The organism is Dyella sp. 05T440 (genome assembly GCF_056395965.1).
In genome coordinates, this window is sequence record NZ_JBFTKN010000010.1 from 68,498 (window position 1) to 85,380 (window position 16,883).

General features: G+C 65.2%; 18 protein-coding genes. 9 read left to right on the forward strand and 9 right to left on the reverse strand.

Annotated features, from left to right (window positions below; all coding sequences use genetic code 11):
- Positions 1–38 precede the first annotated feature (38 nt).
- Genes dapD through dapE form a run of 5 tightly spaced genes read left to right on the forward strand, consistent with a single transcriptional unit; the run spans position 39 to position 3,986 of the window.
- Positions 39–866, forward strand: coding sequence for a 2,3,4,5-tetrahydropyridine-2,6-dicarboxylate N-succinyltransferase (dapD, locus tag AC1DE1_RS14010; RefSeq protein ID WP_477176703.1), 828 nt, complete (start codon positions 39–41; stop codon positions 864–866).
- Positions 863–1,219, forward strand: a complete 357-nt coding sequence (locus AC1DE1_RS14015) for a Spx/MgsR family RNA polymerase-binding regulatory protein (protein ID WP_477176702.1) — start codon at positions 863–865, stop codon at positions 1,217–1,219. Before dapD ends, AC1DE1_RS14015 begins: the two co-directional genes overlap by 4 nt.
- Before the next feature lie 13 nt (positions 1,220–1,232).
- Entirely contained in the window at positions 1,233–1,730 is a 498-nt protein-coding gene (locus tag AC1DE1_RS14020; protein WP_477176701.1) for a DUF2165 family protein, read from the forward strand.
- 16 nt (positions 1,731–1,746) lie between these two features.
- Positions 1,747–2,811, forward strand: coding sequence for a VIT1/CCC1 transporter family protein (locus AC1DE1_RS14025; protein ID WP_477176700.1), 1,065 nt, complete (start codon positions 1,747–1,749; stop codon positions 2,809–2,811).
- A gap of 41 nt (positions 2,812–2,852) precedes the next feature.
- Positions 2,853–3,986, forward strand: coding sequence for a succinyl-diaminopimelate desuccinylase (dapE, locus tag AC1DE1_RS14030; protein WP_477176699.1), 1,134 nt, complete (start codon positions 2,853–2,855; stop codon positions 3,984–3,986).
- Between the two features lie 56 nt (positions 3,987–4,042).
- Here the strand turns inward: dapE and AC1DE1_RS14035 are convergent, their stop codons facing one another.
- On the reverse strand, positions 4,043–6,463 hold the full coding sequence (locus tag AC1DE1_RS14035; RefSeq protein WP_477176698.1) for a penicillin acylase family protein: 2,421 nt from the start codon (positions 6,461–6,463) through the stop codon (positions 4,043–4,045).
- A gap of 47 nt (positions 6,464–6,510) precedes the next feature.
- Complete coding sequence (locus AC1DE1_RS14040) at positions 6,511–7,323, reverse strand: phosphodiester glycosidase family protein (RefSeq protein WP_477176697.1); 813 nt, start codon at positions 7,321–7,323, stop codon at positions 6,511–6,513.
- A 172-nt stretch (positions 7,324–7,495) separates the two neighbouring features.
- Between AC1DE1_RS14040 and AC1DE1_RS14045 the strand changes: the two genes are divergently transcribed.
- Positions 7,496–7,984 (forward strand): NUDIX hydrolase, encoded by a 489-nt coding sequence (locus AC1DE1_RS14045; protein WP_441605067.1) that lies wholly within the window; start codon positions 7,496–7,498, stop codon positions 7,982–7,984.
- A gap of 699 nt (positions 7,985–8,683) precedes the next feature.
- Here AC1DE1_RS14045 and AC1DE1_RS14050 read toward each other — a convergent pair.
- Both AC1DE1_RS14050 and AC1DE1_RS14055 read right to left on the reverse strand, forming a co-directional pair.
- On the reverse strand, positions 8,684–9,898 hold the full coding sequence (locus tag AC1DE1_RS14050; RefSeq protein WP_477176307.1) for a beta-ketoacyl-[acyl-carrier-protein] synthase family protein: 1,215 nt from the start codon (positions 9,896–9,898) through the stop codon (positions 8,684–8,686).
- 3 nt (positions 9,899–9,901) lie between these two features.
- Positions 9,902–10,153, reverse strand: a complete 252-nt coding sequence (locus AC1DE1_RS14055; protein ID WP_046971921.1) for an acyl carrier protein — start codon at positions 10,151–10,153, stop codon at positions 9,902–9,904.
- A gap of 222 nt (positions 10,154–10,375) precedes the next feature.
- On the opposite strand from AC1DE1_RS14055, the gene AC1DE1_RS14060 reads away from it, so the two are divergent.
- The 3 genes from AC1DE1_RS14060 (at position 10,376) to AC1DE1_RS14070 (ending at position 13,229) form a co-directional block, all read left to right on the forward strand.
- Positions 10,376–11,434: a GNAT family N-acetyltransferase gene (locus tag AC1DE1_RS14060; RefSeq protein WP_477176308.1), complete on the forward strand. Its 1,059-nt coding sequence runs from the start codon at positions 10,376–10,378 to the stop codon at positions 11,432–11,434.
- On the forward strand, positions 11,421–12,296 hold the full coding sequence (locus tag AC1DE1_RS14065) for an arginase family protein (RefSeq protein ID WP_477176309.1): 876 nt from the start codon (positions 11,421–11,423) through the stop codon (positions 12,294–12,296). Before AC1DE1_RS14060 ends, AC1DE1_RS14065 begins: the two co-directional genes overlap by 14 nt.
- Positions 12,297–12,413: 117 nt before the next feature.
- Entirely contained in the window at positions 12,414–13,229 is an 816-nt protein-coding gene (locus tag AC1DE1_RS14070) for a CPBP family intramembrane glutamic endopeptidase (protein WP_477176310.1), read from the forward strand.
- Positions 13,230–13,238: 9 nt separating this feature from the next.
- Here the strand turns inward: AC1DE1_RS14070 and AC1DE1_RS14075 are convergent, their stop codons facing one another.
- The 5 genes from AC1DE1_RS14075 to AC1DE1_RS14095 all read right to left on the reverse strand — a co-directional run bounded on the left by AC1DE1_RS14075 (position 13,239) and on the right by AC1DE1_RS14095 (position 16,791).
- Positions 13,239–14,438, reverse strand: a complete 1,200-nt coding sequence (locus tag AC1DE1_RS14075) for a DegT/DnrJ/EryC1/StrS family aminotransferase (RefSeq protein WP_477176311.1) — start codon at positions 14,436–14,438, stop codon at positions 13,239–13,241.
- A gap of 13 nt (positions 14,439–14,451) precedes the next feature.
- Positions 14,452–14,895, reverse strand: a complete 444-nt coding sequence (locus AC1DE1_RS14080) for a DMT family transporter (protein ID WP_477176312.1) — start codon at positions 14,893–14,895, stop codon at positions 14,452–14,454.
- A 3-nt stretch (positions 14,896–14,898) separates the two neighbouring features.
- Complete coding sequence (locus AC1DE1_RS14085) at positions 14,899–15,261, reverse strand: EamA family transporter (RefSeq protein ID WP_441605074.1); 363 nt, start codon at positions 15,259–15,261, stop codon at positions 14,899–14,901.
- A 9-nt stretch (positions 15,262–15,270) separates the two neighbouring features.
- Complete coding sequence (locus AC1DE1_RS14090; RefSeq protein ID WP_441605075.1) at positions 15,271–16,110, reverse strand: alpha/beta hydrolase; 840 nt, start codon at positions 16,108–16,110, stop codon at positions 15,271–15,273.
- Between the two features lie 165 nt (positions 16,111–16,275).
- Positions 16,276–16,791, reverse strand: a complete 516-nt coding sequence (locus tag AC1DE1_RS14095; RefSeq protein ID WP_477176313.1) for a hypothetical protein — start codon at positions 16,789–16,791, stop codon at positions 16,276–16,278.
- Between the last annotated feature and the right edge of the window lie 92 nt (positions 16,792–16,883).

The following is a 16,883-nucleotide window of genomic DNA, read 5'->3' on the forward strand; positions in this document are numbered from 1 at the left end:
CGTTGCCGCTCACTCCCGACCCCTTTGCCGTGACTGCCATGCAACCTATTGAAACCCTGATCAACGACGCCTTCGAACGCCGCAACGAACTGACCCAGGCCGAGATCGACACCCATCTGCGTCCCGCCGTGGAGCAGGTCATCGACCTGCTGGAAGCGGGCGAGCGCCGCGTCGCCGAGCCCGATGGCCATGGCGGCTGGACGGTCAATCAGTGGATCAAGAAAGGCGTGCTGCTGTATTTCCGCATCAACGGCAATCGTGTGGTCGATGGTGGCCCGGCCATGGCGTTCGACAAGGTGCCGCTGCGCTTTGCCCATGGCAACGATCAGGAGCTGGAAGGGCTGGGTGCGCGCGTCGTGCCTGGCGCATTGGTGCGCCGTGGCGCGCATGTGGCGAAGGACGCCGTGCTGATGCCCAGCTACGTGAATATCGGCGCCTATGTCGGCGCCGGCAGCATGGTCGACACCTGGGCCACGGTCGGTTCGTGTGCGCAGATTGGCGCCGGCGTGCATCTATCCGGCGGCGTGGGCATCGGTGGCGTGCTGGAACCACTGCAGGCCAACCCGACCATCATCGAAGACAACTGCTTCATTGGTGCGCGTTCGGAAGTGGTCGAAGGCGTGATCGTGGAGAAGGGCAGCGTGATCGGCATGGGCGTGTTCCTCGGCCAGTCCACGCGCATCTACAACCGCGCCACCGGTGAAGTGAGCTACGGCCGCGTGCCGGCCGGCAGCGTGGTGGTGGCAGGCAGCCTGCCGGCGAAGGATGGTTCGCACAGCTTGTACGCCGCCATCATCGTCAAGCAGGTGGACGAGAAGACGCGCAGCAAGACCGGCATCAACGAGCTGCTGCGGAGCGCCGAATGAGCGTGACCCTGTATGGCCTGAGCACCTGCGATACCTGCCGCAAGGCGCGCAACTGGCTCGATCGCTTCGAGGTGGCATACACCTTCGTCGATTACCGCGCCCATCCGGTGCCGGCGGCCACGCTCAAAAGCTGGGCGCAGCAGCTCGGCGGCTGGGAGAAACTGGTGAACAAGTCGTCCACCACCTGGCGCACGCTGCTGCCGCAGCGCAAGAATCCGGGCAGCGATCCGGAGTGGACGCTGCTGCTCAAGGAATATCCCGCGCTTGTGCGCCGTCCGGTGGTGCTGCAGGAAGACGGTTCGGTCAGCCTGGGCTTCACCGACAACGGCTTCAAGAAACTGTTCGGGCGCTGAGGTCGCGATCGCCATGGTGGTGCGCCTGTCACGGATCCTGCTGCTCGCCGCCATCGCGCCCTGGCTCAGCCTGGTGGCGTTCGGCAACCTCACCGACTACGGGAGCAATTGGCCGTTCGTGCAGCACGTGCTGGCGATGGACACGATCTTCCCAGGCGCGGGCATCCATTACCGCGCCATCACCTCGCCGCTGCTGCAGCACCTTGCCTACGGCCTGATCATCGCCACGGAAACGCTGGCCGCCGTGCTGTGCTGGCTGGGCGTGTGGCGGCTGTGGCGTACGCGCGCGGCGCCGGCTGTGGTATTCCATCGCGCCAAGCGTATGAGTGTGCTCGGCCTCACCATCGGCATCATGTTGTGGCTGGGCGGCTTCATCGCCGTGGGCGGCGAATGGTTCGGCATGTGGATGTCCACGCAGTGGAATGGACTGGAGAGCGCGTTCCGCTTCGTGGCGGTGTTGCTGGTGGCGCTGGTCTATCTGGGGCAGCGCGATGGCGAGCTCGACGAATGAGTCACATGGAGGCGGCATGACAGCCCGTCGCGCACGGCACTACCGCAGCAATCTTCGGATCGAGCGTGACAATGCGGCGCTGTATGAGCATCTGTCCGAGCTAGCCTCCGACCAGCGTCTGCGGCGGGCCTATCGGCGGATTGCCGACGGCGAACGAGCCAACGCAACGTTTTGGGAAGAACAGCTCAAACACATGGGCGTCGAAGTGCCGCCGGTGCGGCTCGGCGTTCGCGTCAAGGTGCTGACCTGGTTTGCGCGACGCTTCGGCACCGAGTTTGTGATGCCCACGGTGGTACGGCTCGAACACGCCGATCACCTGCCGACTCCGGTCGACCGCGAAGGACACCGCGACCATTTCCTTGAGCCACACACACCGTCGATGCGCAGCGGCCGTCATCGCACGCAAAGCGGAAACACTTTGCGCGCGGCCGTGCTGGGCGCGAACGATGGACTCGTTTCCAACGGCAGTCTGGTGATGGGCATGGCGGGCGCAGCCGCCGGCAACCACGCGATCCTGCTCGCCGGTTTCGCCGGGCTGGTGGCCGGTGCATGCTCGATGGCGCTGGGCGAATGGCTGTCGGTCAACAGTTCGCGCGAGTTCTATCAGGCGCAGATCGCGGCGCGCGCCGAGCGTCTCGCCGTATCGCCGGAAGACGGCAAGCGCAGCCTCGCCAGCATCTATCGCCAGAAGGGCATGGACGCGAAAACGGCCGACGAATTGGCCGAACAGATCGCCGAGCGTCCGCGCAATGCGCTCGATACTCTGGTGCGCGAAGACCTCGGCATCGATCCGGACGAACTGGGTGGCTCGGCATACGGCGCAGCCATTTCCTCGTTCTGCCTGTTCGCCCTGGGTGCGCTGTTTCCGGTGGCACCCTACCTGTTTCTGAAAGACCATACGGCCTTCGTCGCCAGCATCGCCTCGACCATCGTGGGGCTGGTGCTGATCGGCATGGGCACGGCGCTGTTCACCGGGCGGAGCATGGTGTTTTCCATTGCCAGGCAGTTTGGTATCACGTTGGCGGCCGCCGGCATCACCTATGTGGTAGGTCATGCCTTGGGAACGGTGTTGGCGGGCTAATTGGCACAGTAGCTCACGGTTTGCATGATTTGAGGCAAAGCATGTCCAAGGTTCTCGATTTAGCCGTTGATCTCATCCGCCGCCCTTCGGTGACGCCGCACGATGCCGGCTGCCAGGCAGTGATCGGCGAACGCCTGGAGGCTGCAGGCTTCCAGGTGCAGCACCTGCGCTTTGGCGAAGTCGACAATCTGTGGGCTACGCATGGCAAGGGCGGTCCGCTGCTGATGTTCCTGGGCCACACCGATGTGGTGCCTACCGGGCCGGTCGAGGGATGGGCGAGCGATCCGTTTGAGCCGGCGATACGCGATGGCCTTCTATACGGCCGTGGCGCGGCGGATATGAAAGGTTCGGTGGCGGCGATGGTGGTGGCGCTGGAAGCCTTCGTGGCCTCGCATCCCGCTCACAGCGGTCGAGTTGGTTTGCTGTTGACCAGCGACGAGGAAGGGCCGACCAATCTCGACGGCGTGCGTCGCGTGGCCGAGCATTTTCGTGCCACGGGCGAGCGCGTCGACTGGTGCGTGGTGGGTGAGCCGTCGTCGAAAGAGCAGCTCGGCGACCTGATACGCGTGGGGCGCCGCGGTTCGCTTTCCGGCACGCTGGTCGTGTGTGGCATCCAGGGGCATGTGGCTTACCCGGAGAAGGCGCGCAATCCCATCCATGCGTTTGCTCCCGCACTGGCAGCACTGGCGGCGGAGCGTTGGGACGAAGGCAACCGGGACTTCCCACCTACTTCGTTCCAGGTATCCAACCTCAATGCGGGTACGGGCGCCAACAACGTGATCCCCGGCACGCTCACGGCCTTGATCAACTTCCGCTACAGCACAGCCAGTCGCGCCGCGGATCTGCGCACGCGCACCGAAGCCATCCTCGACAAGCACGGCGTGGATTGGCAGATCGAATGGTCGCTGTCGGGCGAACCGTTTCTCACGCCGCCGGGCGGCGCGGTGCGCGATGCGGTGATTTCGGTATGCCGTGAGTTGTGCGGCATCGCACCGGAAGAGAGCACAGGCGGCGGTACCTCCGATGGCCGCTTCATTGCGCCGCTGGGCGCCGAAGTAGTGGAGCTGGGGCCGGTGAACGCCACCATTCACAAGGTGGACGAATGCGTGTCGGTGGCTGATCTGGAGAAGCTGCCGTCGCTTTACGAGGCGATTTGCGCACGCCTCTTGCGTTGACGCTGGCTTCCAGCATGGCGCATTGAAAAAGCCGCCCTGAGGCGGCTTTTTCGCGTTTAAGACTTGGTGGGCACCAGTGTCAGCGTGTGCTGGTCAGGCCCCGGCAGCAACGGTGTCGGCCGACCGTTGACCCAATCCTCCTCGCCTGCACCGTGATACGGCGACAGCGGGTTGTCGCTCTGGCCGCCGGGCATGTGGAGGATGCTCTGCGCTTCATGGCCGGGCATGGCATCGAGACGCTCGGAGGCGCCAAAGCCGGGCGAGACGACCCGCGGCATATTGTGATCGCCAGCCACGGGCTCGTCGGGCATGTCCAGGTAGCGGCCGAGGAAGTCGGGCAGGGCGCGCGACAGCGGATGGCGGATGGCCGTTCGGTTGTATTCGCCCCAGGTGCGCGCCGCCAGGCCGCCGGGCTGCTTGCCAAGCTCGTCGGCCACGTCGTGCGCAGCGGCGTTGAGCAGGGCGTTCCAGTTGTCGTAGGCCGGATCGAGCAGGTTGGCGGGACGGTCGCGCAGCAGGGTCCACACGGCTGCCTCGGTGTCGACCAGACCGGGCCAGGCGAAGTCCTCGTGCCTGGCCTTCACCTGGGCGACGAACGGCGCCAGCACTTTTTCCTTCACCTTGTCGCGGAACGCGCGCACCAGGCGATAGTCGACGCTGTCCGTCGCGGCGCGGCCCGCCCAGCTGGCCGTGAGCTGGCGCAGCTGTTCCAGCCCGGGGTCATGCGTGCCCGCCAGCGTGTCCTGCAGCAGGCGCTGCCAGCGCGTGAGCAGCACGGCGCGGTTGTCCAGTTGCACATCGAGCATATTGCCCGGGGTGAAGCTGTTGCGCGCACGCAGGTCGTCGCGGATCTGCTGCGCACGCGCGCCCAGGTCGTGGCCGCCGTTGCCGAGCAGTTCGAGTTCGGCGCCGTCGACGGTGCGGTTGTTGGCCGTCCACAAACGGCCATCGGCGGGATCTTCAACGCGCGGATACTGCGAGGCCTCGGCACATCCCAGCCAGCCCGTATCGGCGGTCGACCAGTCGGCGGGCAGCTGCGCGTCGTAGCCCTTGCGCAGCGGAATGCAGGTGCCGGTGACGGTCCAGCCGATATGGCCGGCACTGTCGCCCACCAGCAGGTTCTGCGGCGGCATGCCCATGCCGGGGGCGAGATCGAGCGCGGCATGCGCACTGTCGACGTGCTCCAGCTGCATCACGCCCAGGTTGTAGCCGCGCGGACGATCGCCGATCCAGGCCAGCGCCAGCGGCGTGCCGTCGATGTCCTTGCCCATGACCGGACCCCAGCGCGTCGCTTCCACTTTCAGCGTCTGGTCGGGCGCGTCCTTGATGTGGATGACTTCGTCGTGGGTTTCGAGCGCGGCCCAGCCTTCGGGCACCTTGTAGCGCGAGGCGTCGTTGGGATCGCGCTGCACGCGTACCCAGTCCGCCCAGTCGCCGTAGCTGTTGGTGAAGCCCCAGGCCACCTGGCCGTTCGAGCCGACCACCAGTGCAGGCGTACCCGGCAGCGACACGCCGTTGGCATCGCGCTGGCCGCCCGGCGCCGTGGCATCGGGATAGCGCAGGCGCACGCGGTACCAGATATTGGGCACGCGCAGCGTCAGATGCATGTCGTTTGCCACGATGGCGGCGCCCGATTCGGTGAGGCTGCCTGCGACGGCGAAGTTGTTGCTGCCCGGTCGCGCGGCATCCAGCGCGGGGAGCAAGGCGGCGGTCAGAGCCGTCTTGTCGCCGGTGGTGGACGGTGCGGCTTTGCGCAGGTCGAACACGTCCGCGCCGGGAATCACCGGCGGATGCGAGAGGTCACCCTGCAATGGTGCTTCCCAATCCGGATCGGGCGAGAGCAGGAAATCGGCTACTGGCGCGGGCAAGGCATCACGCAGCTCGGCCATGTGCAATTCGCGATCGTTGCGGCCGTCGCCATTGAGATCCAGATACATCGCGGCAATCACCAGAAAGCTGTCCTCTGGGCGCCAAGCCTGCGGCTTCGCGTTGAGCAGCAGGTATTCCCACGGCTTGACGTGCAGGTGCGCGAGGCCGGCGTTCACGCCGGCGGCATACAGATCCAGCGTGCGCTTCTGCTCGGGCGGCAACGCGGCATAGGCGGCCTGCGCCACGCTGCGCAGGCGATGGCGACGATGATTGAGGTCGGTATCGAGCGCCTTGGCGCCCACCAGTTCCGACAGCTCGCCTGCGGGCAGGCGACGCATCAGATCCATGGCGAAAAACCGCTCCTGTCCGTGCACATAGCCCATGGCATAGGTGACGTCGTCACGACTCTTGCCTTGCAGCGTAGTGGTGCCGAGCGCATCGCGCGTGATGGCCACGGCATCGCTCAAGCCGTTGATCTGCACCTCCCCGTCGAGTTGCGCGCGGCTGCCTGCCAGCAGGAACCAGGCGGCGATGAAGACGCCCAGTACCAGCACCAACAAGGTGCCAAGCAGGTAACGGAGCCAGCGGAAACGGCGGGGTTGATTCATGGCGCGAGTGACTCGATGCGTTGGAAGAAAACCGCCAGCGTGCGCGGTCAGGGCGTGGTTGACGAGAACACCGCGAAAATGCCGGCATACGGCTTCACCATGAACGTGGGCGCGCCGGCATAGCCTTCACCTTCCACGTAAAACTGCGAAATGGTGCCGTCCAGGTAAAGCGCATCGCGGCAGCCGAGTTCTTCCTTGAACAGCCGCGCGAAGGTATGGAAATTCACCGGCGCCTCGCTCACCGCAAACACCACGTGGTGCGGCGTTTTTGCGCACACGCCGCTACGCCACTTGAGGCTGTTGGAGTCGTCGATGAACTGCTCGTTGAGCTTGCCGTCGATCACCAGCATGGGGCCGGACTGGCTGGCCCATTGCGCGGGCTTGCCGGCCGCCTTGAACGCCGCGCTGGTCTGCACGGCGGCGTGGCCGTCGGCATAGATGGCGAACACGCCATTGGGCAGCAACGAGAAATTGCCCGATGCCGGGTTGCCGTGCGCGAGGTTCAACGGCACGGCGGTCTTGCCGTTCTCCACATACAGGCCCAGTGGCGCAAACTGGCGGTCGTAGATGCCGGCGTTGGCGGCAAACAGCATGCGGCGGCTGTGCGTCATGCCCCATTGGCGCAGCGCGTTGATGGTGCCGAACGGCTCGCCGCTTTCCGGGTCCTTCCAGTGCAGGCTCAGCGATTCGCGTTTAAGGTCGATACTGACCACGCGGAAGTTCTGGTTGTCGAACACCGTCTCCCTGCTGGCCACGGCCTGCGCCTGGCGATCGCAGCCGGCCACCAGCGCCAGTGCCAGCAGCAGCCAGCACAGTGAGGGGCGCAGACGGGATGACGGACGGCCTGGAGCGGTGGACATGTCCTGATGGTCGCCGCCCGGGCCGGGCCGGCGCAAGCCCATGCAGATGCATCGGCAGAAATTTTGTCGCAGCGATTGCCTGACGGGTGGGCGACTGCCCGTACGAATCGAGCAGCGGCAACGGGTGCGTGACTATACTGGCCGCTTTCCTCCCCAGCACTGCAGCGTACCGATGCCCTACACCCCCATCGTGGCGACCCTCGGCTATGTGTTGTCGCCGGATCGTCGGCAAGTCCTGATGATTCACCGCAATTCGCGCCCGGACGACATGCACCTGGGCAAGTACAACGGCCTGGGCGGCAAGATGGAGCCGGGCGAAGACATTGCTGCCTGCATGCACCGCGAAATCCTCGAAGAGGCCGGCATCACCTGTGAGTCGATGTCGCTGCGCGGCACGCTCAATTGGCCGGGCTTTGGCAAGCAGGGTGAGGATTGGCTGGGCTTTATCTTCATCATCGATGGATTCAGCGGCACACCGCTGACTTCCAATCCGGAAGGGACGCTGGAGTGGGTGGCGGTAGATCGGTTGATGGAACTGCCGATGTGGGAGGGGGATCGCCATTTCCTGCCGCTGGTGTTTGACGAGGATCCTCGGCCGTTTCATGGGGTGATGCCGTACAAGGACGGCCGCATGCAGTCGTGGTCGTACTCGCGGTTTTGATTGGGGTGGTGATCGTGCGCATCGGGTAGCGCCAACGCCCGCTATCGCCGTGCGGCTCTTTTGTAGGAGCGCACTTGTGCGCGACCAGCCGACGGAGCGGTACACCGCAGCTCTGCGGTCGCGCACAAGTGCGCTCCTACAAGGAGGGCGCAGGTCCGTGGATGGCGGATCAATCTTGCCGGTCGGCTCGTCTGTGGGAGCGCACCCTGTGCGCGACAAACCTACGGAGCGGTRCACCGCRGCGTGGCTGTCGCGCACAGGGTGCGCTCCCACAGACAAGCMCGCGYGGCAAAGGGAAKGCGGRMCGWCTAAAGCCGATGCGCAGCGAGGCCCGGCTTTAAGTCCTCWGCGAYTCGGGCGCGTTGCGCAGCGCTTTGAAGTAYCCCCTSTGTACCCTCGRAGGTTGTCCCACAACGAGGCGCCTCGAGCGTTCGGGCTTATCCCAACACGATGCTGCGGGCGTTTTAGGCCATTCTCTTTGGGTTACTTTTCTCTTGGGCCAGCAAGAGAAAAGTGACTCGAGCGGCGGCAGCCGTTCGAAACGCCCGCCGCGTAGGCGGCACCCTTGCGGTAACGCGACAATCAAAAACCGACGCTCTGGATGACCAGCCATGCGGCTGTTGAAAAGCACCTCCGGCCCACGCCGGGATGACGATTCCTTTCGCGCCGCGCGTCAGTAAGCGGCACAACAACCCACCCTCACCCCATCCGCCTCACCGCCACCACCGCATTCAACCCCCCAAACGCAAACGAATTGCTGATCGCCGCATTCACCTTGCGCTCGCGCGCCACATTCGGCACATAGTCCAGATCGCAGGCGGGATCAGGTTCGAGGTAATTGATGGTGGGCGCCACGATGCCATCGTGGATCGCGCCGATGGCGGCGATCAATTCCAGTGCACCGCCCGCGCCCAGCGCATGGCCATGCATGGACTTGGTGGATGACACCAACATTTCGCGCGCATGCGCGCCGAACACGCGATGGATGGCGCGCGTCTCGGTGCTGTCGTTGGCCACCGTGCCGGTGCCATGGGCGTTGACGTAGTCGACGTCCTCGGGCGCCAGGCCGCCATCGCGCAGCGCCATGCTCATTGCGGCGGCGGCGCCGATGTCGGACGGCGCGGCGATATCGCCAGCGTCGGAGCTCATGCCCGTGCCTGCGAGCTCGCAGATGATTTCCGCGCCACGTTTCTGTGCCGACTCCAGCGTCTCGATCACATACATCGCCGCACCTTCGCCCAGCACCAGGCCGCGGCGGCCCTTGCTGAAGGGGCGGCAGGTATCGGGGGCGAGCACGCGCATGGCTTCCCAGGCGCGCAGTGTGCCGAGCGTGATGCAGGCCTCGGTGCCACCGACCACGGCCGCATCGACGATGCCGGATCGGATCATCATCGCCGCCTGCGCAAACGCATGGTTGGAAGATGCACACGCGCTCGCCACCACGAATGCCGGGCCGGTGATGCCGTGCACCATGCTCACCTGGCTGGCGGGCGCGTTCATCATCATGCGTACGATGCTGAGCGGGTGGAAGCGGCCCTGGTGTTCGCCATACAGGCGTTCATAGAGATCGTCGCGGGTGGTCTCGCCACCGGCACCGGTGCCGATGACGACGGCGGCACGCGAGCCGGCTTCGCCCTCGAAGCTTATGCCCGACTGGCGGATCGCTTCGTTGGCTGCGATCAACGCGTATTCGCTGAACGTATCGAGCAGCGCGCGACGGCCTTCGTCAAAAAAGTTGGCGGGGTCGTAATTCGCCACTTCGGCCGCGATGCCGCCATTGCGCAGCTGGCCCACTTCGATGTGGTGGATCGGGCCGATGCCGGACCGACCCTCAGTCATCGCCTTCCACACGGAAGGTGCGTCGTGGCCGAGCGCGCAGATCGCGCCCATGCCGGTGATCACGATGCGGCGCATGAATTATTCGCTGGTCTTCTGGGCGAGCTGGCGCTCGATGGCTTCCACTAGCTGTCCGACGGTGCCGCCGTCGAAGTCGGTGTCTTCGTTGGGCAGGTTGATGTTGAAGTGTTCTTCGATATCAAAGATCACTTCGATGGCATCCAGTGAGGCGATACCCAGGTCCTTCAGGGTGGACTCCGGCTTGATCGTGTCGAGCTCGATCTTGGCCTGCTTGGCGATGATGTCGAAGGTTTCCTGCTGAACGTTGCTCATGTGTGCTTTCCTGGGGTCCATGGCGCCGGGTCACACGGCATCCGCCGGATGCCGTTTCACAAGCCTGACGAACCGTCAGGACAAAGTCCAGAACGCCACCGCATGGAACGGCTGTCCTCATGCTCCGCCGGGTTGCCTTTCACCAGCCTTTTAAGCGGGAAATCGTGGGCAGGGCGGGGCGGGAGTCGTATCCTATGGCCTTGTGACTCGTGGAACTGTCGCGTGCGGTACCTCAATCAGCTCGAGCCGGACGCACTGGTCGCCCGGTTCGCCGAACATCCCCCCATCGATTTCAGCGTGATGCAGGTCGCGGACACGCCGGCCTTCGTGGCGCCGTTCGACCTGCTCACCACCGCCGATGACGAGGCCCGCGCCAAGGTGACTGGCGCGCCCGGCTATCGCTGGTGGGGGCGTCTGCTGCGCTGGCGCACGGCCTTCGTGGGAACCACGGTGTCGGAATATGCGCTGTTTCCGCGCTATGCCCAGCCCGATGCACTGGCCAAGGCCTTGCGCGACCAGCTGGGTCGGCGCCAGCGCCTGATGATCGTGAAGGACATACCGCAGGCCTCGCCCTTGTTCGACGCCGCCACGGGCGACTGGTGCAAGCGTTTCGCCGATGCCTGCGACGCCGCCGGTTTCATCCTGCTGGAAGGGCAGGCGCTCGCTTATGTGACCATCGATTTCCAGGGCGAGGACGATTACCTCGCCCGCTTGTCGTCGAGTCGACGCAAGGACATCCGCCGCAAACTGCGCAAGCGCGATGAAGTGGCGGTGGCTTCGCTGCCATGCGGGGATGCGGCGTTCATCGATGACACGGTGATCGACGCCTATTACGCGCTTTACGAAAACGTCTACGCGCAGAGTGAAGTCCATTTCGACAAGCTCAGCCGCGAGTTTTTCGCCGCCGTGTTGCGCGATGCCACCAATGGCGGCGTGGTGTTTGTCTATCGCCACCAGGACGAGATGATCGGCTGGAATCTGTGCTTTGTGGTGGAGGGCAAGCTGATCGACAAGTACGTGGGTTTTGCCTATCCGCAGGCGCGGGAGCAGAACCTGTATTTCACCAGCTGGTTCCACAATCTCGCTTACGCTCGCGAACACCATCTCACCCACTATGTGGCAGGCTGGACCGATCCGCAGATCAAGGCCTATCTGGGTGCACAATTCACCCTGACGCGGCACGCGATCTATCTGCGCAATCCGCTGCTGCGGCTGGCCGCGCGCCGCTTAGGCAAATTCTTCGAGAGCGATAGCCAATGGGCAGCGCATGAACCGGCGTGAACCACTGATCCTGGACTTCGACAGTTCGGTCGGGCAGATCCCGGGCGCGACTACGCTGGCGCTCACCGACTGGCAGGAAGCGATCCGCTTTGGCTGCACGCTGCGCACGTTTCACCGGCTGCGCGACTATCTCGACACGCGTCTGCCGGAAAACTACGGCACCGTGTTGATGGGCTCGGGCGACTATCACCATCTCACCTGGCCGCTGGTGCAGCGTCAGCGCGCCCGCGGTCCGTTCCAGCTGGTGGTGTTCGACAACCATCCGGACAATATGCGTTTCCCCTGGGGCATCCATTGCGGATCGTGGGTGCGTCGGGTGGCCATGCTGCCGTTCGTCACGCACGTGCACGTGGTGGGGATTACCTCCGGCGACATCGGTGCCAGGCACGCTTGGGAAAACTATTTGCGTCCGCTGCAGGCCGGCAAGCTCAGTTATTGGTGCATGGACGTGAACGTGGACTGGGCGGCGAAGCTTGGGCTCAGCGATGCCTTCCATCGCTTCGATGATCCCGACGCGCTGACCTGCGCGTTCGTGCAGCAATTGAAGCAGGCACCGCAGCCCACGTATCTGTCCATCGACAAGGATGCGTTCAGCGTCGATACGGCGCGCACCAACTGGGACCAGGGCCTGCTGGAAGAATCGCACGCCATGGCGATCATCGAAGCGCTGCGTGGACGCATCGTGGCCAGCGACATCAACGGCGAAGTCTCGGCTTATCAGTACCGCACGTGGTGGAAGCGCTTGTTGAGCGGCTTGGATGGCCAGGAGCCGGTGCCGCAGGCCGAGCTGGATGCCTGGCAGGCGCAGCAGCGGGCGTTCAATGCGCGACTGTTGGCAGCCATCGCCGAAAGCAGCGTGTAAAGCATTGGATTGAAGATCGGCGCCGCATTCACGCCGGCACGGCGTTGAACGGGCAAGGATGCCGCAGGCGTATCGAGAGCCGGCTCGTTCCGGCAACGTTCGAGGCGATGCCATCGTATGACCGAGCATTTTCCCGCCAGTCGTCGCGCGTTGATCTTTCTTGGCGTCACCTTCGCCATCACCTGGTTGGCCTGGGGCGCACTGGTCGCGCTGGCGCAGGCGCAGGCCACCAGCTATGGCACATGGCCCTTCATGACCTTGTATGTGCTGGGCGGCTTGGGCCCGACCATCGCCGCCTATGTCGCCGTGTGGTGCACGCGCCACGAGTCGCCGCTGCGCGAGTTCAATCAGCGGGTTTTGCGTTGGCGGGTGCGGCCCGTGTGGTATCTGGTGGCGCTGGGTTTGCCGGTCGCGCTGGGCTTGTTCGCGATCGGCGTCGCCGTGGCCTTGAAGCCCGCGCTGGCGTCGCTCGTCAGCATTCGATCGTGGTATCTGTTTCCGCTCTACCTGCTGATGACCATCATCGGCGGCGGCCTGGAGGAGCTCGGCTGGCGGGGCATCACGCAGGAGGAGTGGGCACGGACCATCGGTGCCGCTCGTGCGGCCCTGCTGATCGGGCCGATCTGGGCGGTCTGGCATCTGCCACTGTTTTTCCTGCCGGGCGTGGCGCAATACCACGCGGGCTTCGCGCTGTTCCTGGTGGGAGTGATGGGCAATGCGCTGCTGTTCGGCTGGCTATACACCCGCACGCGCAGCATTTTGTTGTGCGTGTTGATGCACGCCGCGTCCAATGCGGCGGTGATGATGGGGGTGAGCATTCCTTCCGGCATGGGCATGTCGGTGGTTGGTCCGTGCCTGAGCCTTGGTGTGGGTGCGCTGTTGTTTCTGTCCACGGGACAGCGATTGGAAAGTCATGAACGACCGACGCGTTGAACGTGGTGTTCAGGCCGTCGCGCGTTCCAGCTCGACGCAAATGGCTTCAAACGTCGCGTCATCCAGCCAGGGGCTGTTGGTGATGGTGAGCGAGCGCGCGGCAAAGGCACGCGCATTGGGCAGCTCGGCATCGGCGACGATGTCGCGCAGGTAGCCGTAGTCGGGCAGGGCGTGGATAAAAAGCCGGCTGACGCCGAGGCCGGCCGTCCACAGCGTCTTCAGCGCCGCATCGCGCCTGGCCTGGTCGGGCAGGGTGAGCAGCAGGAAGGGCCACACGCCTTGCTGGCCCTGCGCATCGTCGAACACGGTAATGCCGGGTATGCGCCGCAGACGTTCCACCCGACGCAAGGCCTGTATGCGCGTGGCATCGAGAAAGGCCGGAAGTCGGGGCAGCGCACGCGCACCCACCGACTGCCGCCAGTCGCTCACGGTGTGCATCGGAATATCGGGGCCAAAATCGTCGCCGACCGCGGCCACCGGGTCGTTGGCCGCCAATGCTTTTCGCAATGGACGTCCATACGCCCAAGCCAACAGCGACGGGCGATAGGCCAGCGCGTAGCCGGTCAGTTCGAGCGCACGCTGCCAGTCCATTTTTGTGTCGGCGCGAATATTGGCCTGGTGGCTGGCAGCAAACGCCGCGCGCAAGACAGGATCGCGCGTCAACAGCAGGCCACCTTCGAACAGGGTGAGACCCTTGCCGACGGCGAGACTGAAGAAGCCGGCATCGCCCAGCAGGCCGACGCTGAGGCCGTTCTGCTTCGCGCCCAGCGCTTGCGCGGCGTCTTCCAGTACGTAGGCGCCCACGCGATGGGCTACGTCGAGCGCCGCATTGACGTCGGCTACGCGACCGGCCAGATGCGTCGGCACGATGGCCAGCGTCTTGGCGCTGCCCAATGCGCAAAGCTGGGCGACATCCATATCGAAGTGATTCGGCGCGAGGTCGCACAGGCGCAGCTTGAGGCCTGCACGATGAATGGCCAGCGCCACCAGCGGACACGTCCACGCGGGGACGATCACTTCGTCGCGCTGCGGACTCAGGCCATGCATGGCCTTGAGCGCCACCACCATGGCCGCCGTGCCCGAGCATTCGAGCTGCAGCTGTTCGACGCCCAGCCATGCAGCGACCTGGTCCGCGAACGGCGCACGGCCCGGCCACAGATCGCTCAGCTGTAGCGGCAGGCCGGCGGTGGGCGGTAGCTCGCGGGACATGGGGGATGTCTGGTCAGTCGCCGGCCACGATGCCGAGCGCGCCCTTCGCTTCGGTCGGCGCATCGCCTTCCGGATGCGCGCCACTTTCCGCGAACGCCAGGCAGATGATGCCGGCCACGATGGCGACGGCGCCGATGATGCGAGAGGCGGTCAGCGGCTCATGGAACAGCCACACGGAGAACAGCATCACGCTCACCACTTCCAGGTGCGTGACGGCGAACGCAGGGCCGATCGGCGCGTGCTTGAGCAGGGTCATCCAGGTGAAGAAGTTGCCGACGTAGCCGATCACCGCGACATAGATCCACGGATGGCCAAACACACGCACGATCCACGCCCAGTTCGCCTCGGGCGGAAACGCATGGTCGCCGGCGTATTTGAAACTCAGCTGCACCAGCGTGTCGAACAACACCAGGATGGTGAAGCCGATGGCGTAGAAACGGGCTAGCTTCATCGACATTTCTCAGCCTCCGGCCATGCCGACGATGGCTACGCCCGCGGTCACCAGCAGCATGCCGGTCACGCGTAGCGGCGTCAGCTTTTCTTTGAACAGGATCCGGCCGGCGATCATCACCACCACGATGTTGATCGAACCCAGCAGCACGCCTTCGGACAAATCGACCAGCGACAGGAAGGCGATCCAGACCAGGAATTCGGCCACGTAGGAGAGCACGCCGATCCAGATCCACGGACGCGCCGCCATGTACTTCCAACGCGCAACGCCATCACCGGCTCGCGGATCGCCGGCCGCTGCCTTGAAGGACAGCTGGCCGACGGTATCGAGCGTGACATTGAGCAGCCACAACGCGACAACCAGGGGACTCATGGCGAGTCCTCAGGCCGCAGCGCGCGCGACGGGTTCGTAGGTGGCGGCGATCTGGCGGAAGAACTCCGCCGAGCGGTCGGTCAGCAGGCGACGTTCCCGGTCCACCGTGATCATGTGGTAGCTGTCCTTGAGCCACAGCGTCTCCACCGGGCCGGACACGCCGCGCTGCACGAGATAGGCGTTCTCGATGCTGGCGATGTCGTCTTCGGTGGCGTGGGCGATCAGGCAGGGCGCCGCCACCTTGGGCAGGTCGCGCTTTACCACCGCAGCCATGTTGTACATCTCGCCCAGCGACGGCCACGGGTTGCCGGGCAGGCCGGCGGCGGCACTGTCGCCGCTCAGCATGGCGCTGCTGATCTGCGCGCGCAGGCGCTCGTCGCGGATGCCGTACGGTTCACCCTCGTGCACCATGCGGTGCTTGCCGATGCCCAGGCGGTGCAGCAGGGGCAGCAGGAAGGAGAACTTGCCGATCCACGGAATCGCCCAGCCGTCATAGCGGAAGGTGGCGCCGTAGACGCCCACGCCCTTGACCCATTCCGGACGCTCGGCGGCCAGCTTGAGCGCCAGCACGGCGCCCATCGACAGGCCGGCCACGAACAGGTGATCCACCTCGTGGCGGAACTTGTCGGCGGCAGCTTCCACGCTGGCGTACCAGTCGCGCCAGCCGGTCTTCAGCAGGTCGTCGACGTCGCCGCAATGACCGGCCAGCTGCATGCCATACACCGTGTAACCGGCGCGATTGAGGCCCTTGCCGAGCAGGCGCATCTCGGTCGGGGTGCCGGTCAGGCCATGAATGAGCAGCACACCGCTGCGACCGCCTTCATAGCGGAACTCGACGTCTTGAATCACTGGGGAGCTCCGCAGCAGCCAATCGGGGAAGTCCGGGGCATGCGCCACGCGGAAAGATGACAGTAAATCATGGGGTCAGTCTGACCACCGACCCTTTCCAAGAACTTTCGACCCCGGTGGCCCCAGGCGGGGCCAGATGCGAGTCCAGGCAGGGCCTGCCGGCGCTCAGCGGCCGAAGTGGCCCTGGGTGCCGCCCACGGAGATGCTCATGCCGCCGGTCGGGTGTTCGCAGCTGCCGAAGGCCTGGCTGAGCGTGACGCCGCCGCCGGTGTAGTTGCCGCTGAAGTGGTTGCCGGCAACCACGCCCGTGGTGACCGAGCCATGCACCTGCGGCTGGTTGTAGGTGGCGTCGTCGCAGGTCACGGCCGGCGCAACGCCGACGGCCGCCTGGGTGTCGCCCATCGCGCCGCTGGTGTCGCCGTAATAGGTCCCCGGCGGATCCTTGGTGTAGCTGCCGTTCTGGTTGGCGGCCTGCGCGGTGGCGTTGCCGTTGGACTTGGCCGCCTGGCCCGTGCTGTTGGCCACCGTGGTGGCCGGCGGTGGCGGCGGTGCCGCGCTGGCGCTGGCGGCGGGAAGATTGGCCGGCAGCTTCAGGTTCAGCGACTGGTCGGCGCTCTGTGCCCAGGCCGTTGCCGCCAGCAGGCTGGCGGCGGCGAAAACGGTGGTGCGGACGATCTTCATGGAAAAACTCCGGGGACGTGAGGCCTATAACGCGCCACCGTCGCCGGTGTGGACACGTCCCCCTTTGGACGACGCGTGGCGACGGGAGTTCC